18 protein-coding genes and 1 tRNA gene are annotated in these 14950 nt (G+C 64.4%); 8 read left to right on the forward strand and 11 right to left on the reverse strand.

What is annotated here, in order from left to right; genetic code table 11:
• Positions 1-27: 27 nt before the first annotated feature.
• Positions 28-1221 (reverse strand): transglycosylase SLT domain-containing protein, encoded by a 1194-nt coding sequence (locus tag DVS29_RS06030; RefSeq protein ID WP_118179509.1) that lies wholly within the window; start codon positions 1219-1221, stop codon positions 28-30.
• A 572-nt stretch (positions 1222-1793) separates the two neighbouring features.
• Between DVS29_RS06030 and DVS29_RS06035 the strand changes: the two genes are divergently transcribed.
• Positions 1794-3374: a UbiD family decarboxylase gene (locus tag DVS29_RS06035; protein WP_118179510.1), complete on the forward strand. Its 1581-nt coding sequence runs from the start codon at positions 1794-1796 to the stop codon at positions 3372-3374.
• Positions 3375-3604: 230 nt separating this feature from the next.
• Here DVS29_RS06035 and DVS29_RS06040 read toward each other — a convergent pair whose 3' ends face one another.
• The 3 genes from DVS29_RS06040 to DVS29_RS38100 form a co-directional block, all read right to left on the reverse strand.
• Positions 3605-3895: a hypothetical protein gene (locus DVS29_RS06040; protein ID WP_118179511.1), complete on the reverse strand. Its 291-nt coding sequence runs from the start codon at positions 3893-3895 to the stop codon at positions 3605-3607.
• Between the two features lie 431 nt (positions 3896-4326).
• The gene (locus DVS29_RS37215; RefSeq protein ID WP_164707851.1) at positions 4327-4488 is read right to left on the reverse strand and encodes a hypothetical protein; all 162 of its coding nucleotides are present in this window, start codon (positions 4486-4488) and stop codon (positions 4327-4329) included.
• A 192-nt stretch (positions 4489-4680) separates the two neighbouring features.
• Positions 4681-4806 carry a hypothetical protein gene (locus DVS29_RS38100; protein ID WP_276314272.1) on the reverse strand — a complete coding sequence of 42 codons (126 nt, stop codon included), beginning with the start codon at positions 4804-4806 and terminating at the stop codon, positions 4681-4683.
• A gap of 232 nt (positions 4807-5038) precedes the next feature.
• On the opposite strand from DVS29_RS38100, the gene DVS29_RS06045 reads away from it, so the two are divergent.
• From DVS29_RS06045 to DVS29_RS06060, 4 genes are all read left to right on the forward strand, one after another.
• Positions 5039-5356, forward strand: a complete 318-nt coding sequence (locus DVS29_RS06045) for an EthD family reductase (protein ID WP_118179512.1) — start codon at positions 5039-5041, stop codon at positions 5354-5356.
• Between the two features lie 212 nt (positions 5357-5568).
• The gene (locus DVS29_RS06050; protein ID WP_118179513.1) at positions 5569-6132 is read left to right on the forward strand and encodes a YggT family protein; all 564 of its coding nucleotides are present in this window, start codon (positions 5569-5571) and stop codon (positions 6130-6132) included.
• Between the two features lie 152 nt (positions 6133-6284).
• On the forward strand, positions 6285-7862 hold the full coding sequence (locus DVS29_RS06055; protein WP_118179514.1) for a hypothetical protein: 1578 nt from the start codon (positions 6285-6287) through the stop codon (positions 7860-7862).
• Between the two features lie 75 nt (positions 7863-7937).
• A tRNA-Gly gene (locus DVS29_RS06060) sits at positions 7938-8012 on the forward strand.
• Between the two features lie 83 nt (positions 8013-8095).
• On the opposite strand, the gene DVS29_RS06065 is transcribed toward DVS29_RS06060, so the two are convergent.
• The 3 genes from DVS29_RS06065 to DVS29_RS06075 form a co-directional block, all read right to left on the reverse strand.
• On the reverse strand, positions 8096-8569 hold the full coding sequence (locus tag DVS29_RS06065; protein WP_118179515.1) for a hypothetical protein: 474 nt from the start codon (positions 8567-8569) through the stop codon (positions 8096-8098).
• A 4-nt stretch (positions 8570-8573) separates the two neighbouring features.
• The gene (locus DVS29_RS06070) at positions 8574-9002 is read right to left on the reverse strand and encodes an aggregation-promoting factor C-terminal-like domain-containing protein (RefSeq protein ID WP_240655487.1); all 429 of its coding nucleotides are present in this window, start codon (positions 9000-9002) and stop codon (positions 8574-8576) included.
• Between the two features lie 179 nt (positions 9003-9181).
• Complete coding sequence (locus tag DVS29_RS06075) at positions 9182-9607, reverse strand: lysozyme inhibitor LprI family protein (RefSeq protein WP_118179517.1); 426 nt, start codon at positions 9605-9607, stop codon at positions 9182-9184.
• Between the two features lie 282 nt (positions 9608-9889).
• Between DVS29_RS06075 and DVS29_RS06080 the strand changes: the two genes are divergently transcribed.
• The 3 genes from DVS29_RS06080 (at position 9890) to trmB (ending at position 12085) form a co-directional block, all read left to right on the forward strand.
• Entirely contained in the window at positions 9890-10099 is a 210-nt protein-coding gene (locus DVS29_RS06080) for a hypothetical protein (RefSeq protein ID WP_118179518.1), read from the forward strand.
• Between the two features lie 9 nt (positions 10100-10108).
• On the forward strand, positions 10109-11101 hold the full coding sequence (locus DVS29_RS06085) for a GlxA family transcriptional regulator (RefSeq protein WP_118179519.1): 993 nt from the start codon (positions 10109-10111) through the stop codon (positions 11099-11101).
• A gap of 186 nt (positions 11102-11287) precedes the next feature.
• Positions 11288-12085 (forward strand): tRNA (guanosine(46)-N7)-methyltransferase TrmB, encoded by a 798-nt coding sequence (gene trmB / locus DVS29_RS06090; protein ID WP_118179520.1) that lies wholly within the window; start codon positions 11288-11290, stop codon positions 12083-12085.
• Between the two features lie 28 nt (positions 12086-12113).
• Here the strand turns inward: trmB and DVS29_RS06095 are convergent, their stop codons facing one another.
• The 4 genes from DVS29_RS06095 to DVS29_RS06110 all read right to left on the reverse strand — a co-directional run bounded on the left by DVS29_RS06095 (position 12114) and on the right by DVS29_RS06110 (position 14786).
• Positions 12114-12965 carry an undecaprenyl-diphosphate phosphatase gene (locus DVS29_RS06095; RefSeq protein WP_118179521.1) on the reverse strand — a complete coding sequence of 284 codons (852 nt, stop codon included), beginning with the start codon at positions 12963-12965 and terminating at the stop codon, positions 12114-12116.
• 87 nt (positions 12966-13052) lie between these two features.
• Entirely contained in the window at positions 13053-13649 is a 597-nt protein-coding gene (locus DVS29_RS06100; protein ID WP_118179522.1) for a DUF1439 domain-containing protein, read from the reverse strand.
• An 82-nt stretch (positions 13650-13731) separates the two neighbouring features.
• Positions 13732-14430 carry a cysteate racemase gene (gene cuyB, locus DVS29_RS06105; protein WP_118179523.1) on the reverse strand — a complete coding sequence of 233 codons (699 nt, stop codon included), beginning with the start codon at positions 14428-14430 and terminating at the stop codon, positions 13732-13734.
• A 62-nt stretch (positions 14431-14492) separates the two neighbouring features.
• Positions 14493-14786, reverse strand: a complete 294-nt coding sequence (locus DVS29_RS06110) for a YkgJ family cysteine cluster protein (protein WP_118179684.1) — start codon at positions 14784-14786, stop codon at positions 14493-14495.
• Positions 14787-14950 lie beyond the last annotated feature (164 nt).

Raw genomic sequence — 14950 nt, forward strand, 5'->3', positions numbered from 1 at the left:
GCGGCGCACGGAACGCCGCGATAAAACTCAGGCGCCGAACTCCGGCGACGTCGGATGCTTCGCGGCAGGTGCCGCATTCGTGCTGGCGTCGTCCTGCTCCGGCTTCTGCGTCGTGGCAGCCGCCGCGGTCTTCGTCGTGGCGAGCGGGTGAGCCGAGTCGAGCGACACGGTCACGCGCTTCGCCGGTGCCGCCGGCGTGCTGGTCGAGGCCGTGGTCGTGACCGGCGCCTGCGGCGCGTTGATCGGCACCTTGACGCCGCGCGCCACGTCGCGCAGACGGCCGCGCTCGGCCATCACCTTCGCGCCGTAGCCGCCGTCGTCCTGCGACGTCGAACCGACGTAGAGGCGCAGGCCGCCCGCGAGCGTACCGCCGCGCGCGATGCAGTCCTTCAGCACCAGCGCGCCGACCTTGATGTTCGTCAACGGTTCGAGCGCCGTGCGTTCGCCGCCGAAGTAATCGAACTTGTCGGAATGCACCTTCGACATCACCTGCATCAGCCCTTGCGCGCCGACGCCGCTTTCCGCATACGGATTGAAGCCCGATTCGATCGCCATCACGGCGAGCAGCAGCAGCGGATCGAGGCCGACTTCGCGGCCCGTATCGAAGGCCGCGCGCACGAGCGCGCCGACCGGTTGCTGCGCGACGCGATAGCGGCGCGAGAGATAGTTAGCGACGAGGTCCTGCTCGCGCCTGGAGACGAGCACGCGGTCGTCGCGCGCATCCGCGGCGACGCGCTGCGCCGGAATCAGGCGCGCCAGCTGGCCGACGCTCGGCAGCGTGCGCGGGTCAAGACCGTTCAGCGTGGACACGTTGGTGCCGGGGCCCGATGCATCGAGCGGGCTGGTGCCGTCATAGGCCGTCGGGGCCATCTGGAAAGTCTGCGCGGTGGCCGGGCCGGACATGTTCGACGCGCCGTCGTTGCTGGAAACCGCGAGCGAATCGTCCGACGAGCCGTTGTCGTCGTGATTGATGGCCGGCAGCGGATTGCCCTGCAGCAGACGCGCAGGACCCGCCTGAACGGCCGCCGACACGAACGGCATGATCCTGGCAGCCAGGGTACCTCGCAACGTGGGCATGAGCCACATGGCGACGGCGAGCAGCACGGCGAACACGCCGACGATACTGAAAAGATGGTGACTCACACGCGTCCCACGGCGCAACACTGCGCGCGTTGCCTGCGCGATTCGCGCATCGGGACGCCACGTTAACCAGGCGTTCATTCAGATCTCCCATGTTGCATGACGCCGCGAACGCACCGGGCTTTGAGCCGGCGACAGCCTGTGTTCGCAGAATCAAGACGTCGCACGCTCTGGTTCGGGCGCGAGCGGCGTCGGGAAAACGGCATACACCGTCTGGGAGCCAAAAAGTCCGCAGGCATGCTCGAAAAGCACGCGTTCGGAGGCTCCCACGCGAAAAGCCAGCGTCGATTGGCGCTGGCGAGGACAGCAAAAGACCGTTCAGTTACCGTGCAGGGAAGACGGCGTACGGCGACGCGATGCGTCTTGGACCGGGGGGCGGTGGCTAAAAACTGCAATCCCTGCAACCAATGTGCACGGATTCTAGCAAAGTTTTATAGATCGTCAACACTATAGATCGACGAAATTATAACCAAACGTAATAATGAACAGCGTTCAGTCCGACAGGAGCCGCGTGGAACCTCATTCTCCGGGGTGCCGATAATTCGCCTCCGAACGTGCGGCAACCAACACAGGTAAAATCGACAATCGACTATCAACGGGCGGCACCCGCCCCTTCCTCCACGCTCGCCGCTTTTTGCGGCCCGATCGGACAGATGAAATACAAAGACCTGCGCGACTTCGTCGGCCGTCTCGAAACGCTCGGCGAACTGCGCCGCATCTCGCAAAACGTCTCGCCCCACCTGGAAATGACCGAGCTCTGCGACCGCGTGCTGCGCGCCGGCGGCCCGGCGCTGCTGTTCGAGGCGCAGCCTGAGCGCGCGTTCCCGGTGCTCGGCAACCTGTTCGGCACGCCGCGCCGGGTGGCGCTCGGCATGGGTGTCGATGCCGATGCCGATGCGGGCGCGGGCGCGGGCGACGGCGCCGCGCTCGAGTCGCTGCGCGACGTCGGCCGGCTGCTGTCGGCGCTGAAGGAACCGGAGCCGCCGCGCGGCCTGAAGGACGCCGGCAAGCTGCTGTCGCTCGCGAAGGCGGTCTGGGACATGGCGCCGAAGACGGTGAGCTCGCCGCCCTGCCAGGAGATCGTCTGGGAGGGCAGCGACGTCGATCTCGCGAAGCTGCCCATCCAGCATTGCTGGCCGGGCGACGTCGCGCCGCTGATCACGTGGGGGCTCACCGTCACGCGCGGGCCGAACAAGCCGCGCCAGAACCTCGGCATCTACCGGCAGCAATTGATCGGCCGCAACAAGCTGATCATGCGCTGGCTCGCGCATCGCGGCGGCGCGCTCGACTTCCGCGAATTCGCGCTGCAGAACCCGGGCAAGCCGTATCCGGTCGCGGTCGTGCTCGGCGCGGATCCGGCCACGATCCTCGGCGCGGTGACGCCGGTGCCCGACACGCTCTCCGAGTACCAGTTCGCAGGGCTCCTGCGCGGCGGCCGCACCGAACTCGCGAAGTGCATCACGCCGGGCGTCGATACGCTGCAGGTGCCGGCGCGCGCGGAGATCGTGCTGGAGGGCTTCATTTACCCGCAGCAGGGCTCGCCGGAGCCTGCGCCTGCGGATGCACCGCCGCGCCCGTCGAAGGGCGCCAGCGCCGCGTACGAGCACGCGCTCGAGGGCCCCTACGGCGACCACACCGGTTACTACAACGAACAGGAGTGGTTCCCGGTCTTCACGGTCGAGCGGATCACGATGCGGCGCGACGCGATCTATCACTCCACCTACACCGGCAAACCGCCCGACGAGCCCGCAGTGCTCGGCGTCGCGCTGAACGAAGTGTTCGTGCCGTTGTTGCAGAGGCAGTTCACCGAGATCACCGACTTCTATCTGCCGCCGGAAGGCTGCAGCTACCGTATGGCGATCGTGCAGATGAAGAAGAGCTACCCGGGTCACGCGAAGCGCGTGATGTTCGGCGTGTGGAGCTTTCTGCGCCAGTTCATGTACACGAAGTTCATCGTCGTCGTGGACGAGGACGTGAATATCCGCGACTGGAAGGAAGTGATCTGGGCAATCACGACACGCATCGATCCGTCGCGCGACACGGTGCTCGTCGATCGCACGCCGATCGACTATCTCGACTTCGCGTCGCCGATCGCGGGTCTCGGTTCGAAGATGGGGCTCGACGCAACCAACAAGTGGCCGGGCGAAACCGATCGCGAGTGGGGTCGTCCGATCACGATGGACGACAAGGTGAAAGAGCGCGTGGATGCGCTGTGGAACGAACTCGGTCTCTAAAGAACGAACGGGCGCGAAGAGGGCTGAAGACGCGCCGCTAAAGACGCGCTAAACGACGACGGCGCAGCACGGCTCGACACCGTCGCTGCGCCGTCGTTCATGACCGCGCTACCGCCGTGAAGCTATAAAGCCATGACGCTATGGCGTGCGCAGCGAGCACACACCATCAGGCCGCTACTACTGGTTGCTTTAAGCAAAACGCACCACGCGCCCCCACGCGGTCCATTCGCTCAGTAGCGCCGGTAGTAGCCGCGGTGATAGTAGCCGTGGTAGTACCCGTGGTAATACGGGTGATAGTACGGACCGTAGTACCCACCCACCACCACAGGCGGCGGTGCATAGACGACCGGCGGAGGCGGCGGCGCGTACACAACCGGCGGCGGTGCATACACGGGCGGCGCCGCGTAAACCGGATACGCCGGCACGCCGATCCCGATCCCCACTGAAACGTGCGCCTCTGCGGCCGTGGACAGTCCCACGCCAATCGCAGCGGCTGCAATCAACGGCACAAGCTTGTTCACTTCTCTTCTCCTTGCGACTCGATCTCATACCGGGTCGCTCAACGTGCGTGTTCTACCAGTTCAATGTATCGAAAAGGCCTGCACGCTGCTGCATGCATTTGTTGCAAATTGCAATTGCTTCCGCGATGCCGATAAAAAGCTTCGACCGCTCATCGCTCAAGATGCGAGCGGCAGCGCGGAGAATCAAGGGTTTACGCAGGTGCGAAATGCGCGCGCAGACATTCGTACCGATGTGCAGTGATCCTTCACCACAGCGTCGGTAATCTTTGATTACAAATTCTTTGATGCCGCGATGGGCATGCGATGCGGGCGCGCCACGATGCTTGAACGCGCAAACGTTGCAGCGCGCGTGGCGACCATACGACGACGCCCGGCACGGGGCCGGGCGTCGCTGAGGAATGGAGAATGAAGCGTCGGTATTTCGCCGGGGACTAGCCCACCTTCACGTAGACGAACTCACGCGTGACGGTGGGCGGCACGTAGGCGCCGCTGATCCTGACACGGGGCGTGAGGCGCTTTTTCTGATCCCACCAGCGACGCCGCTGTGCAGGGGTGAGGAAACGCAGGTGCTTTCGGTAAGAAAAAATACTCATAGGACCTCCCGATTGTGACTGCGATGACAGCGAGACCTGTATCGTCGATTTCGACCCCGGACGATGTGGACCAGTGGAGCACAATTTGGGCCACTCGTGCGGTCGCGTTGCGGACAACCCACAATGCATTGTCCGCAGCCGCTTTCCGGCGTACGCCGCGTCACGTGCGCGCTGTTTTCGTGGACCCGTTCGTCACACGAAATCCGGCGCGCGCGTGCAGCGACGCACCCACGTTCTGTCGAGTTTTCTGTCGTCTTGCCGAGCCGATGCCGCGATGTCGTCATCGTCGTCGCGCAGCTGTGCCGGCTCATCGCCCATCCATCGCTCGTTAATTGCGCATCAATCGGATTGCACCTGCGCCGCCGTCGATCACCCGCGACGGTCGGCCAATGCTTCTTTATAGCGGCCGGCGACGCGCGGTTCGGTTCGTCGGACAACATACGATTGCCCTTCCCGCCCCCCCGCCACTGGTGCATTGCAGCGGCACGGCGCGCGCGCCGCCGGGAAGCCGTGATAATGTGGCGGGCGGAACAACCGACGAGAACGCACAATGATCAAGGTCAGTATCCTCTACCCGTACCGGGAAAACGGCCGCTTCGACGTCACGTACTACTGCGAGTCCCATATGCCGCTCGCGGCGAAGCTGTTCGGACCGGCGCTCAAGGGCTGGTCGGTCGACGTCGGCATCAATGGCGGCGCGCCGGATTCGAAACCGCCGTTCGTGGCCGCCGGACACTTCGTGTTCGATACGGTCGAAGCGTTCTACGAGGTGTTCAAGCCGGCCGCGAAGCAGTTGACCGACGACATCCCGACGTACACCGACAGCACGCCGCAGATCCTCATCAGCGAAATCACGGTGGACGTCTGACGACGACCCGCGGCAGCCCGCCTCGGGTCCGCTAGCAGCACGTACCGCAGCAACACCGGCAGGACCAGCGCCACGGGGAAGGCGCCGCAACGCGAGCGCAACCGCAGCAACCGCAGCAGCGCGCAACGCACAACAAGGACCGGCTCGCCACGCGGCCGCCGGCGTATCACGGTTCGCCCCGCGGACCGCATGACGAAGGAAAGGACATCGAGATGTTCGGCGACATCGCCCGTTTTCTGCTCAATACCCTCTTCACGCTCTTCGGCGCGGCACTGCTGCTGCGCGTCTGGTTGCAGTTCGTCCGGCTGCCGCCGTACAACCCGGTCTCGAACGCCGTGCTGCAGGCCACGAACTGGATCGTGCTGCCGCTGCGCAAGATCATTCCGGGGCGGCACAACATCGACTGGGCGAGCTTGATCGCAACGCTGATCGCCGCGTTCGCCTACGTGGTGCTGATGGTGTGGAGCGTCGGGGTCGACCCGCTGCAGCTGTTGCCCACGCTCGTCATCGTCGCGCTGCTGACGATGATCAAATGGGCGCTCAACCTGATCATCTGGCTCACGATCCTGACCGCGCTGCTGTCGTGGCTGAATCCGCATTCGCCCGCGATGCCGATCCTTTACCAGCTGACCGCGCCGTTCCTCGGTCCGCTGCGCCGTGTGATTCCGCAACTGGGCGGCATCGACCTCTCGCCGATCCTGCTGTTCGTGATCGTCGAGATCCTGCTGCGCGTGATCGAACGCGTGTCGATGCAGCTCACGTTCTTCGGCATCTGATCCCCGGATAGCTGAACGGGCGCGGTCGTTCCGCGCCCGTTTTCCCGCGCTCCCGCTACGCCAGCTAAAGCGCGGCGCTCACGCAGCCTGCCCGTTCGGGCGCAATAGTTGCGCCCCCCTCTCCGCATGCCACTCGTCAGCGAGGAGGGTCAATGAGCGTGCGCGCATTCGATGGCGAGGTGCAGGACCGCGTCTCGTCGGCCGCACGGCTGGGCCGGCTGCGCGTCGCGCGCGTGCTGTTCATCGCGACCGTGCTTTCCGGCGCCACGCTCATGTGGATCGCGCCGCGTCCACCGTTGTGCGATCTGCCGCAGCACGCGGCACAGGTTGCGCTGCTGCGCGATCTGATCGCGGGCACGTCGCCGTGGGCGTCGATCGTGCGCGTGAATTTCTTCACGCCGTATCTCGCGGGTCCCCTGCTGACACTGCTGCTCAGCCACGCGATGCCGATCCCGGCCGCGTTCAAGGTGCTGCTGACCGGCGCTTATCTCGCGTTCACCCGTTGCGCAGTACTCCTGCGCAAGCATTTCCGCGGCGACGAACGGCTCGACTGGCTGTTCATACCCGGCTTCTTCGGATTCGCGTTCGCGTGGGGCTTCATCACGTACCTCGTCGCGGCGCCGATCGGCCTGCTGTTCATCCTCTTCGCCGACCGCTACGCACTGGCGCCCAGCAGCCGACGCGCGCTCGGCCTCGTGCTGCTCGGCGTGGCCGTGTTCTTCTCGCACGGGCTCGTGTTCCTGTTCGCGTGCGCAGTGGGCGCGCTGATGCTCGCGATCCGCCAGCGGCGCATCGCGCCGATTGCGCGGGCGATCGGGCCGTATCTGCTGCTTGGTGCGCTGGCTATCGTCTACGCGGCAGTGACGACCGGGCACGACGTGTTGATTGCGCTCGCCAACTACCTGCCGCATCCGAGCTGGGGCGCGATGGGTCGCCGGCCTTCCGAATTCGTGCTGTATCCGCTGACGTCGAACGGTTCCTTCAGGCACGATCCGCTGATCGTGCTGTTCGCGCTCTTCATGTTCGCCGCACCGTGGATACTCGGCGATCGACTGAACCCGCGGAGCCGCGCCACGTTGATACCGTTTGCGGTGATCGTCGCGATCTATGCGTTCGTGCCGGACATCGCGATGAAGACCGCGTATCTGTACCAGCGCTTCGCGGTGTTCATTCTCGCGACCTACGCGCTGATGTTCCGCGCGCCGGTGCCGCTCGCGAATCGCAGCGCTGTGCGGGAGACGTCGGTCTGGCTCGTGCTGATGTGCGGCACGTGGATCTATCTCGGCGTGCAGGCTGTACGCATGGAGCAATTCGCCGCGGAGAGCGCCCGGTTCGAAACGATCCTCGATGCGATGGCGCCGGGGCAGCGCGCGCTGAGCCTCATCTTTCTGAAGCGCAGCGATGCATACGACAGCCAGGTCGCGTACATGCACTACCCGCTCTGGTACCAGGCCGAGCGACACGGTTTCGTCGACATGAACTTCGCCTGGTTCATTCCAGAGATCGTGCGGCTGAGGGCCGGACAGTTGCCGGCTGTTTCGCCGAATTTCGAACTCTCGCCGCAGCGTTTCGACTGGAAGCGGGATGGCGCGCGCAAGTATCGGTACTTCGTGGTGCGCGACACAGCGCCGCTGCCGGCTGGGTTCTTCGCGAACGACGAGTGCGAGGTGAAGCTGGTGCGGACCGCGGGCGATTGGTCGCTGTATGAACGTGGGGGGTGTGGGGAGTGAGCGCGGGGCGCTGCGGCTGGCAATTGCGCAGGCGACTCCACAAACGGACGAAATCCGCGTAAAATGGCGCGCTCTGCGGGCGTCGTATAATGGCCATTACCCCAGCTTCCCAAGCTGGAGACGTGGGTTCGATTCCCATCGCCCGCTCCACGTCGGTTTAAGTTCTCGCCGCGTGTTCAAAGTCCCGCAGCATCCCTTCAGATTCGAGCATCGCCGCTTCCCGGCCTCAACCCTTACTGGCTCTTCTGTTTCTCGATCGCCTTGACGAGCGTAAAACCCGTCTTGTCCAGCGCATAGAAGTACGTCCCGCCGCCGGATTCATCGCGACTGCCGCGAATCTCGATGAGACGACTGTCGGCTTTGAAGCTGATCGGATCATCGACGTCGACGTCCCAGCAGCAAACCGTAAAGGGTAGCCAAACGGTTCGACCCGTCTCCGCATCGATGGCGACCGCCATCACACACGAAGCGCCGCAGCCCCAACTCGTCAACGTATAGTGGCCCGCGAAATTCGGCTTCTGTCCGCTCGATTGCCGCAGGCGCGACCGGTATTGCCGGTCTTTTGCCGACGCGATCTTGACCGTGGCGATTTTTCCTTGATAGAGCGGCGTCGGAAAATCTTTGAACGCAGGAAGAGGCGTATCCGCGCGGGCAAACGTAACCGCCAAAATCGTCAAAGCGAAAGCGCGAGCGATAAATTTGATCATTTCGTCAGTACCAGTGATGCGCTTCCCAGAATTTGCGCGCCTGCGACGCCGTATGATACCGGCCGTAGATGTAGTGAATACCGCCCTGACATTCCTCGATCGCATTCCCGAATGATTTTTCGCCATTCGGATTGAGTTCGTATTGCGGCCGGAGAAGCTGAAACAGGCCGCGCGCCGTCGAGCTGGGATTGCGCGAGTCGACGATGCCAGACGACTCCTGAGCCATTATCCACAGCAGATCGTTGAAATCGGTGGAGGGTACCTTTTCGACCGTGATTGCCTTTCGAAGCGCGATTTGCGATGCGATCGGCACGAGTACCGGGTCTTTGGCTTGCCAACCCTTCTTTGCAGGCTTGGCCTGCCGATGACGATGTGTGTGCTGCCCCATAGCGCGCATTCCTGATGCTCGTTTTGACTTCGCGAATTTGATCATACAAATCCGCGATAGTCCATTTTGCCGAAGGCTTCTATCAGGCGTTATCCAAAATCATTCGATCGGCATATGAAATAAGGGTTACCGCGCAAGACATTTCCGATGTCAGATTTTTAAAACATCATTTGACGTTCTTTAAACTGCAAACGCAGTCACGTCCGACAACAACCGCGCCCCCCTCACGGACACTTCCCCGCGTTGATCCGCCCGGTCATCCGCTTCGTCGCGGCCGTTTCGCACATCGTCTGCGCGGACTGCTGCATCGTGCCACCACCGTACTGCTTCTGTGCCTTGCGCGCGCAGGTCTGATCGCGCTCCTGCTTCCATGCATCGATGCGCGCGTTCATCGGTTGCGGGCAACCCGCGTTCATCGTGCCTTTGGTCGCCACCGCGCGCTGCAGTTTCCGTTCGGCGACGATGCGGTCGCGCCACGCGCACATGTTGATGCTCATCTGGTTCGCGTCGCAATGCGTGAGCATCGCGCCGACCTCGCTCGCGGGAATGCCGCTTTGCTGCGAGATCTCGTCGGCGTCGCTCTGTGCGCGTGCGTTCAGCGCGAAGCAGGTCAACGACAGAAAAACAAACAGGGAAAAGAATCGTGTCATCGGGTGGTTGGCTCCATGATAGGTCACAAGTCGACATGAAAATGCCACAGTCGATTATCCAAAAGGAAGCGCACCCGCCCAATCAGGTAAATCGCGGGTACCGCGCAGAGTAAAGCGCGGGTTCAGCACGAACCACGCCCTCACGCTCTCTTACCAGAACCGGACATTGCACCGCGTCCCGTTGCACAATGGGAATTTCGCGCCGGGTTTACGGTCGATATCGATCACAACCTGACAGATTCACCGCTCACTGGCGGTCTCGCCGCAATGGAACGACACTTCATGCGACGCACGAGCGCCGTCGCGCTCATCGTCGACGTGCGTCAGCATCTGCAAAATCAGCTCAAAGGGCATGCCGCCAGCGATACGCACAAGCTGCAAGCCGCGATCGACGACGTCACGCGCCTCCTGCTCGACGTACGCGCCGGCCGCACGAACGACTTCGAGATCACCGCGCCCACACCGCTGCACATCACGATCTCGGATCGCTGAGGCCGTCCGATGAAGACCGTCGCGATCGCAATCTTTCCAGGCGTTCAGGCGCTCGACGTAGCGGGCCCCGTCGACGTCTTCGCCGAGACCAACCGCTTCCTGTCGCCGGACGACCGCTACGAAACCCGCCTGCTGAGCGCGCAACCCGGCATCGTGCGCGCATCGAACGGCATCGCCCTCGCGGCGGACACGACCTTCGATGAAGCGCGCGACGGGATCGATCTCGCGCTCGTCGCAGGCGGTCCAGCGCTGCCCGAGCATGCGCCCGACGCAAGGCTCGTCACATGGCTCGCCGAGGTCGCAGCACATTGTCCGCGCTATGGATCGATCTGCACCGGCGCGTTCGCGCTCGGCCATGCAGGCCTGCTGGATGGACGACAGGTGACTACGCACTGGCAGCACGCGCAGCAGCTGGCCGAGCAGTTCCCTCGCGCGCACGTCGATTTCGACCGCATCTATCTGCGCGACGGTACGCTGGTGACGTCCGCGGGCGTGACGGCGGGGATCGACCTGTCGCTCGCGCTCGTCGCCGAAGATCATGGTCCGCAGGTCGCGTTGCAGGTGGCGAAGCGGCTCGTCGTGTTCGCGCAGCGGCAAGGCGGCCAATCGCAGTTCAGCCCGTATCTCACCGCACCCGCCGACGAGGCCTCGCCAGTCGCGAAAGTGCAGGCGCATGTGATGCAGCATCTGCGCAAGCGCTTCACGGTGGGCGAGCTCGCGCAGGTCGCTGGCATGAGCGCGCGCAATTTCGCGCGGGTCTTCGTGCAGCAGACCGGCGTGACGCCGCACGAGTTCGTCGAACGTGCGCGCGTCGACGCGGCGCGCACGCTGCTCGAAAGCAGCGAAGTCGCACTGAAGACGGTGGCCTGGGACTGCGGTTTCGGCACACCGGACCGGATGCGGATCGTGTTCGTGAAGCGCATCGGCGCGACGCCGGCGCAGTATCGCGAGCGCTTCCGGCGCCCGCCGCGCGACAAGGCGCCAGCGGACCCGCTGTTATAATTCGCCGCACATCAACGGCCTGCGCCGTGAGCCATGCAAACCCGCGCCGCGCCATCGCGATGCGCTCGTTGCGCATGGCGCATTCGCATCGCCGGCCCACACCGCACCACGTAACGTCACGCAATATCACACCGCGTCGCGCCGCTACCCGGCACCGCGCAGTGCTTTCACCCGCTGTCACTCACGATGATTCACGATCCGAACGACCCCGCCGATCACAACCTGCACGGCCAGGACGACGCCACGCCGAACGACGCAACCAACGACGCGTCTGGCGAACCTTCAGAGACCGCAATCGACAATCCGCTGCATCTGCGCCGCATCCGCAGCTTCGTGACGCGCGCGGGCCGCGTGTCGACCGGGCAGCGCCGCGCGCTCGACGAACTGGGCCCGCGTTTCGTCGTGCCTTATACGCCTGAGCAACCCGACTGGAACAGTGTGTTCGGCCGCCAGGCGCCGCGCGTGCTCGAGATCGGTTTCGGCATGGGCGCGACCACCGCGGAGATTGCCGCGCTGCGCCCGGATGACGATTTCCTCGGCGTGGAAGTACACGAGCCCGGCATCGGCGCGCTGCTGAAGCTGATCGGCGAGCAGCAGCTGTCGAACATCCGTATCATCCAGCACGATGCCGTCGAGGTGCTCGAACACATGATCGCGCCGGGCAGTCTGGATGGCGTGCACATCTTTTTTCCGGACCCGTGGCACAAGGCGCGCCATCACAAGCGCCGGCTGATCCAGCCGAAGTTCGTCGCGCTGCTGGTGTCGCGGATGAAACCCGGCGGCTATCTGCACTGCGCCACGGACTGGCAGAACTACGCCGAGCAGATGCTCGAAGTACTCGGCGCGGAAACAGCACTCGCGAATACCGCGGCGGATTACGCGCCGCGCCCCGACTATCGTCCGGTGACGAAATTCGAACGCCGCGGCCTGCGGCTCGGTCACGGTGTGTGGGATCTGGTGTTCAGGAAGCGCGACGGCGTTTGAGGGGCACAGGCGCGTCGCGCCATCGGGTTTAGTCCGCCCAGCTCAGCAGACCGCTATAACCCGTCACGAGAATCAGCAACCCGAAGCCGATCCGGTACCACGCGAACGCGGTGAAGTCGTGCGCGGCGATGTAGCGCAACAGCCAGCGCACGCACGCGAACGCGCTCACGAACGCCGCGGCGAAGCCGATCGCGAAGAGCCCGAGCGCGTCGACGGACAGGCTGTGCCAATCCTTGTACAGCTCGTAGACGGTCGCGCCCATGATGATGGGAATCGCGAGGAAGAACGAGAATTCGGTCGCGACCTTGCGGTCGAGTCCGAACAGCATCCCGCCGATGATGGTCGAGCCCGAGCGCGACATGCCCGGAATCAGCGCGCAACACTGTGCGAGACCGACCTTGAGCGCATCGGCCGGACGCAGGTCGTCGATCGATTGCACGCGCGCAACGCGCGGGCTTGCGGCACGATCGGCGAGCCTGCGCTGCCGCGCCTCGACCCATAGAATCACCACGCCGCCGAACACCAGCGCGCACGCCACCGGCACCGCGGAAAACAGCGTCGCCTTGATGGCCTTTTCGAACGCCAGGCCGAGCACGATGGCGGGGATCGTCGCGATGATCACGTTGAGCGCGAAACGCCGCGCGCCAGGTTGCGTCGGCAGCCCAGCGACGACGTTCGCGATCTTCACGCGAAATTCCCAGCACACCGCGAGAATCGCGCCGAGTTGGATCACGACGTCGAAGGTTTTGGCGTGCGCGTCGGTGTAGCCGAGCACACTGCCGGCGACGATCAGGTGGCCGGTGCTCGACACCGGCAGGAATTCGGTCAGTCCTTCGACGACGCCCAGTATCAGCGCCTTGCACAGCAGTATCCAGTCCATCGGCAGGCCTCGGAAACAGGTTCACGGAAGGCCGATGGTGCGCGACAAATGCGGGCGATCATGCGGCCGGAAAACGGCCGCGCCCCGTCATTTCTCGACGATCTGCACACGTATGCCGTTTGTAAGGATCTGGATTGTACCAGGTTCGTAATGTACGCCGGCAAACTGCAGCTGCTCGGGCTTGAAGGTGTAGATCGGATAGTTGGCGAGCAGCTGGGTGGCGAGCACCGTGGCGGCCATCTGGATCTGCTGTGCGTAGGCTTCGGCGCCGCCGCCGTTCACCGACACGTTGTCCACGCCCGGCGCTTTCAGGATCACCGAATGGCTCGGGCCGTCGTACGCGAGCTCGCTCGACAGCGTGACAACGCCGCTCACCGGCTGCTGCAGGAACGGGCTCGCGAGCTGCAGGTCGAGCCGCACCGACACACGGTTCGCGTCCGGCAACAAACCGACGACCGGATTGGTCAGCGCGACCTCGAACACCTGCGACACCGTGCGCTGGTACGGGAATTTGCGCTGCACCGCGGCCTGCACCTGTTGCTGCGAGAACGTGTAGTGATCGGGGATGAACGGGAAGGTGGACGTGGCGCACGCGGCCAGCGACACCATGATGCCTGCGGTCGCGCACGCGCCCATCATCGCGCGCAGAAAATGTCGCCGCGCCGGCGCAGCGGATCGAGTCATGCAGTGTTTCCCCATGCAAAGGTATGTCGACGCTTCGATTCTATCGAAACGAACCGCGGCGACGCACAAACCGCGCCGCGCGTCACGTGCGATTCCAGCCGCGTTCGGTCGCGTAGGTGACGGTTGCGCGCGCGAGTTCGAGCGTGCTGTCGATCAGCGTCATCGAGGTCGGCACGGCGTGCTGCGCAGCCACCGGCAATTCGGTGCAGCCGAGAATCGCGGCGCGCACGCCATCGTCCGCCAGCGCGGCGAGGATCGCCGTCAGCGCGACCGACGCTTCGCGCAGCCGCCCCGCTTTCACATCGGCGATGCAGTGGTCGATGCGCTGCTGCATCGCGTCGTCCGGTTCGACAGGTTCGATGTCGCGCGACGCGAGCGTGTGCTGGTAGAAGCGCGACGCGAGCGAGCCGCGCGTCGCCAGCACGGCCACCCGACGCACGCCGGACGGCACCGCGGCCACGCAGGTCTCGGCGATGTGCAGCAGCGGCGCAGGGCTGCGCGCCTGCATCTGCGCATACCAGTGATGCGACGAGTTGCACGGAATCGCGATCAGGCCCACCGCGTTGCGGTTCAGCAGGTCGATGCCGTCGAGCAGATGCGCGAGCGGCGACTCGTCGCCCGTCAGGATCGCGTGGGAGCGGTCGGGTATCTGCGGGAGGTTCGCGACGATCATCGGCAGGTGCTGCTGGTCGCACTCGGCATCCGTCAACTGGATGACCTTGCCCATGAAGTCGACGGTGGCGAGCGGCCCCATTCCGCCCAGCACTCCGATCATCGTCATACCTGTCTCCGCGAATAGAGGCAGCCTCGGTGTCTTCACCGGTCGCGTGCGAAATGCGGCCGTCAGGGGCGCGTTGCGTGTTCCAGCTGCCTGAGCCAGGCGAGCGCTTCGTCGCGCGTCGATCCGCACATCTCCGCCGACGGCTGCAGCCCCGAACAGCACGCGGGCCGCTCCGGCATGCTGAAGATCGCGCAGCTCAGGTCGTCGCGCAGCTGCACGCAGCGGACGCCCGCTGGCTTGCCGTTGGGCATGCCGGGAATCGGGCTCGTGATGGACGGGGCGATACAGCACGCGCCGCACCCCGGCCGGCACGCATGCGCGGCCACCGACGAGCCTGCGGATTGCGACGATTCGATGTGGACGACGGACTGCTTGTTCACCGCTTGCTCACTTTAAGCACACCACCTGACAACAAATTTCTTGATCTGCCATGACGAACGACCGCGCCATTTCGTCACAGCGGCGCCAACGACGCATTGTGCCACCGTCCGCTGCGACCTTTTTACGCAATGTGGCCGCG

Origin of the sequence: Paraburkholderia phosphatilytica (genome assembly GCF_003443895.1) — a bacterium.
GTDB classification, from domain to species: Bacteria; Pseudomonadota; Gammaproteobacteria; order Burkholderiales; family Burkholderiaceae; genus Paraburkholderia; species Paraburkholderia phosphatilytica.

What these genes read in the sequence shown, in the direction of transcription:
- DVS29_RS06030 (WP_118179509.1), bottom strand. Translation starts at nt 1,221, where the DNA reads ATGAACGCCTGGTTAACGTGGCGTCCCGATGCGCGAATCGCGCAGGCA.
- DVS29_RS06035 (WP_118179510.1), top strand. Translation starts at nt 1,794, where the DNA reads ATGAAATACAAAGACCTGCGCGACTTCGTCGGCCGTCTCGAAACGCTC.
- DVS29_RS37215 (WP_164707851.1), bottom strand. Translation starts at nt 4,488, where the DNA reads ATGAGTATTTTTTCTTACCGAAAGCACCTGCGTTTCCTCACCCCTGCA.
- DVS29_RS38100 (WP_276314272.1), bottom strand. Translation starts at nt 4,806, where the DNA reads ATGGGCGATGAGCCGGCACAGCTGCGCGACGACGATGACGACATCGCG.
- DVS29_RS06045 (WP_118179512.1), top strand. Translation starts at nt 5,039, where the DNA reads ATGATCAAGGTCAGTATCCTCTACCCGTACCGGGAAAACGGCCGCTTC.
- DVS29_RS06050 (WP_118179513.1), top strand. Translation starts at nt 5,569, where the DNA reads ATGTTCGGCGACATCGCCCGTTTTCTGCTCAATACCCTCTTCACGCTC.
- DVS29_RS06055 (WP_118179514.1), top strand. Translation starts at nt 6,285, where the DNA reads ATGAGCGTGCGCGCATTCGATGGCGAGGTGCAGGACCGCGTCTCGTCG.
- DVS29_RS06065 (WP_118179515.1), bottom strand. Translation starts at nt 8,569, where the DNA reads ATGATCAAATTTATCGCTCGCGCTTTCGCTTTGACGATTTTGGCGGTT.
- DVS29_RS06070 (WP_240655487.1), bottom strand. Translation starts at nt 9,002, where the DNA reads ATGATCAAATTCGCGAAGTCAAAACGAGCATCAGGAATGCGCGCTATG.
- DVS29_RS06075 (WP_118179517.1), bottom strand. Translation starts at nt 9,607, where the DNA reads ATGACACGATTCTTTTCCCTGTTTGTTTTTCTGTCGTTGACCTGCTTC.
- DVS29_RS06080 (WP_118179518.1), top strand. Translation starts at nt 9,890, where the DNA reads ATGCGACGCACGAGCGCCGTCGCGCTCATCGTCGACGTGCGTCAGCAT.
- DVS29_RS06085 (WP_118179519.1), top strand. Translation starts at nt 10,109, where the DNA reads ATGAAGACCGTCGCGATCGCAATCTTTCCAGGCGTTCAGGCGCTCGAC.
- trmB (WP_118179520.1), top strand. Translation starts at nt 11,288, where the DNA reads ATGATTCACGATCCGAACGACCCCGCCGATCACAACCTGCACGGCCAG.
- DVS29_RS06095 (WP_118179521.1), bottom strand. Translation starts at nt 12,965, where the DNA reads ATGGACTGGATACTGCTGTGCAAGGCGCTGATACTGGGCGTCGTCGAA.
- DVS29_RS06100 (WP_118179522.1), bottom strand. Translation starts at nt 13,649, where the DNA reads ATGACTCGATCCGCTGCGCCGGCGCGGCGACATTTTCTGCGCGCGATG.
- cuyB (WP_118179523.1), bottom strand. Translation starts at nt 14,430, where the DNA reads ATGACGATGATCGGAGTGCTGGGCGGAATGGGGCCGCTCGCCACCGTC.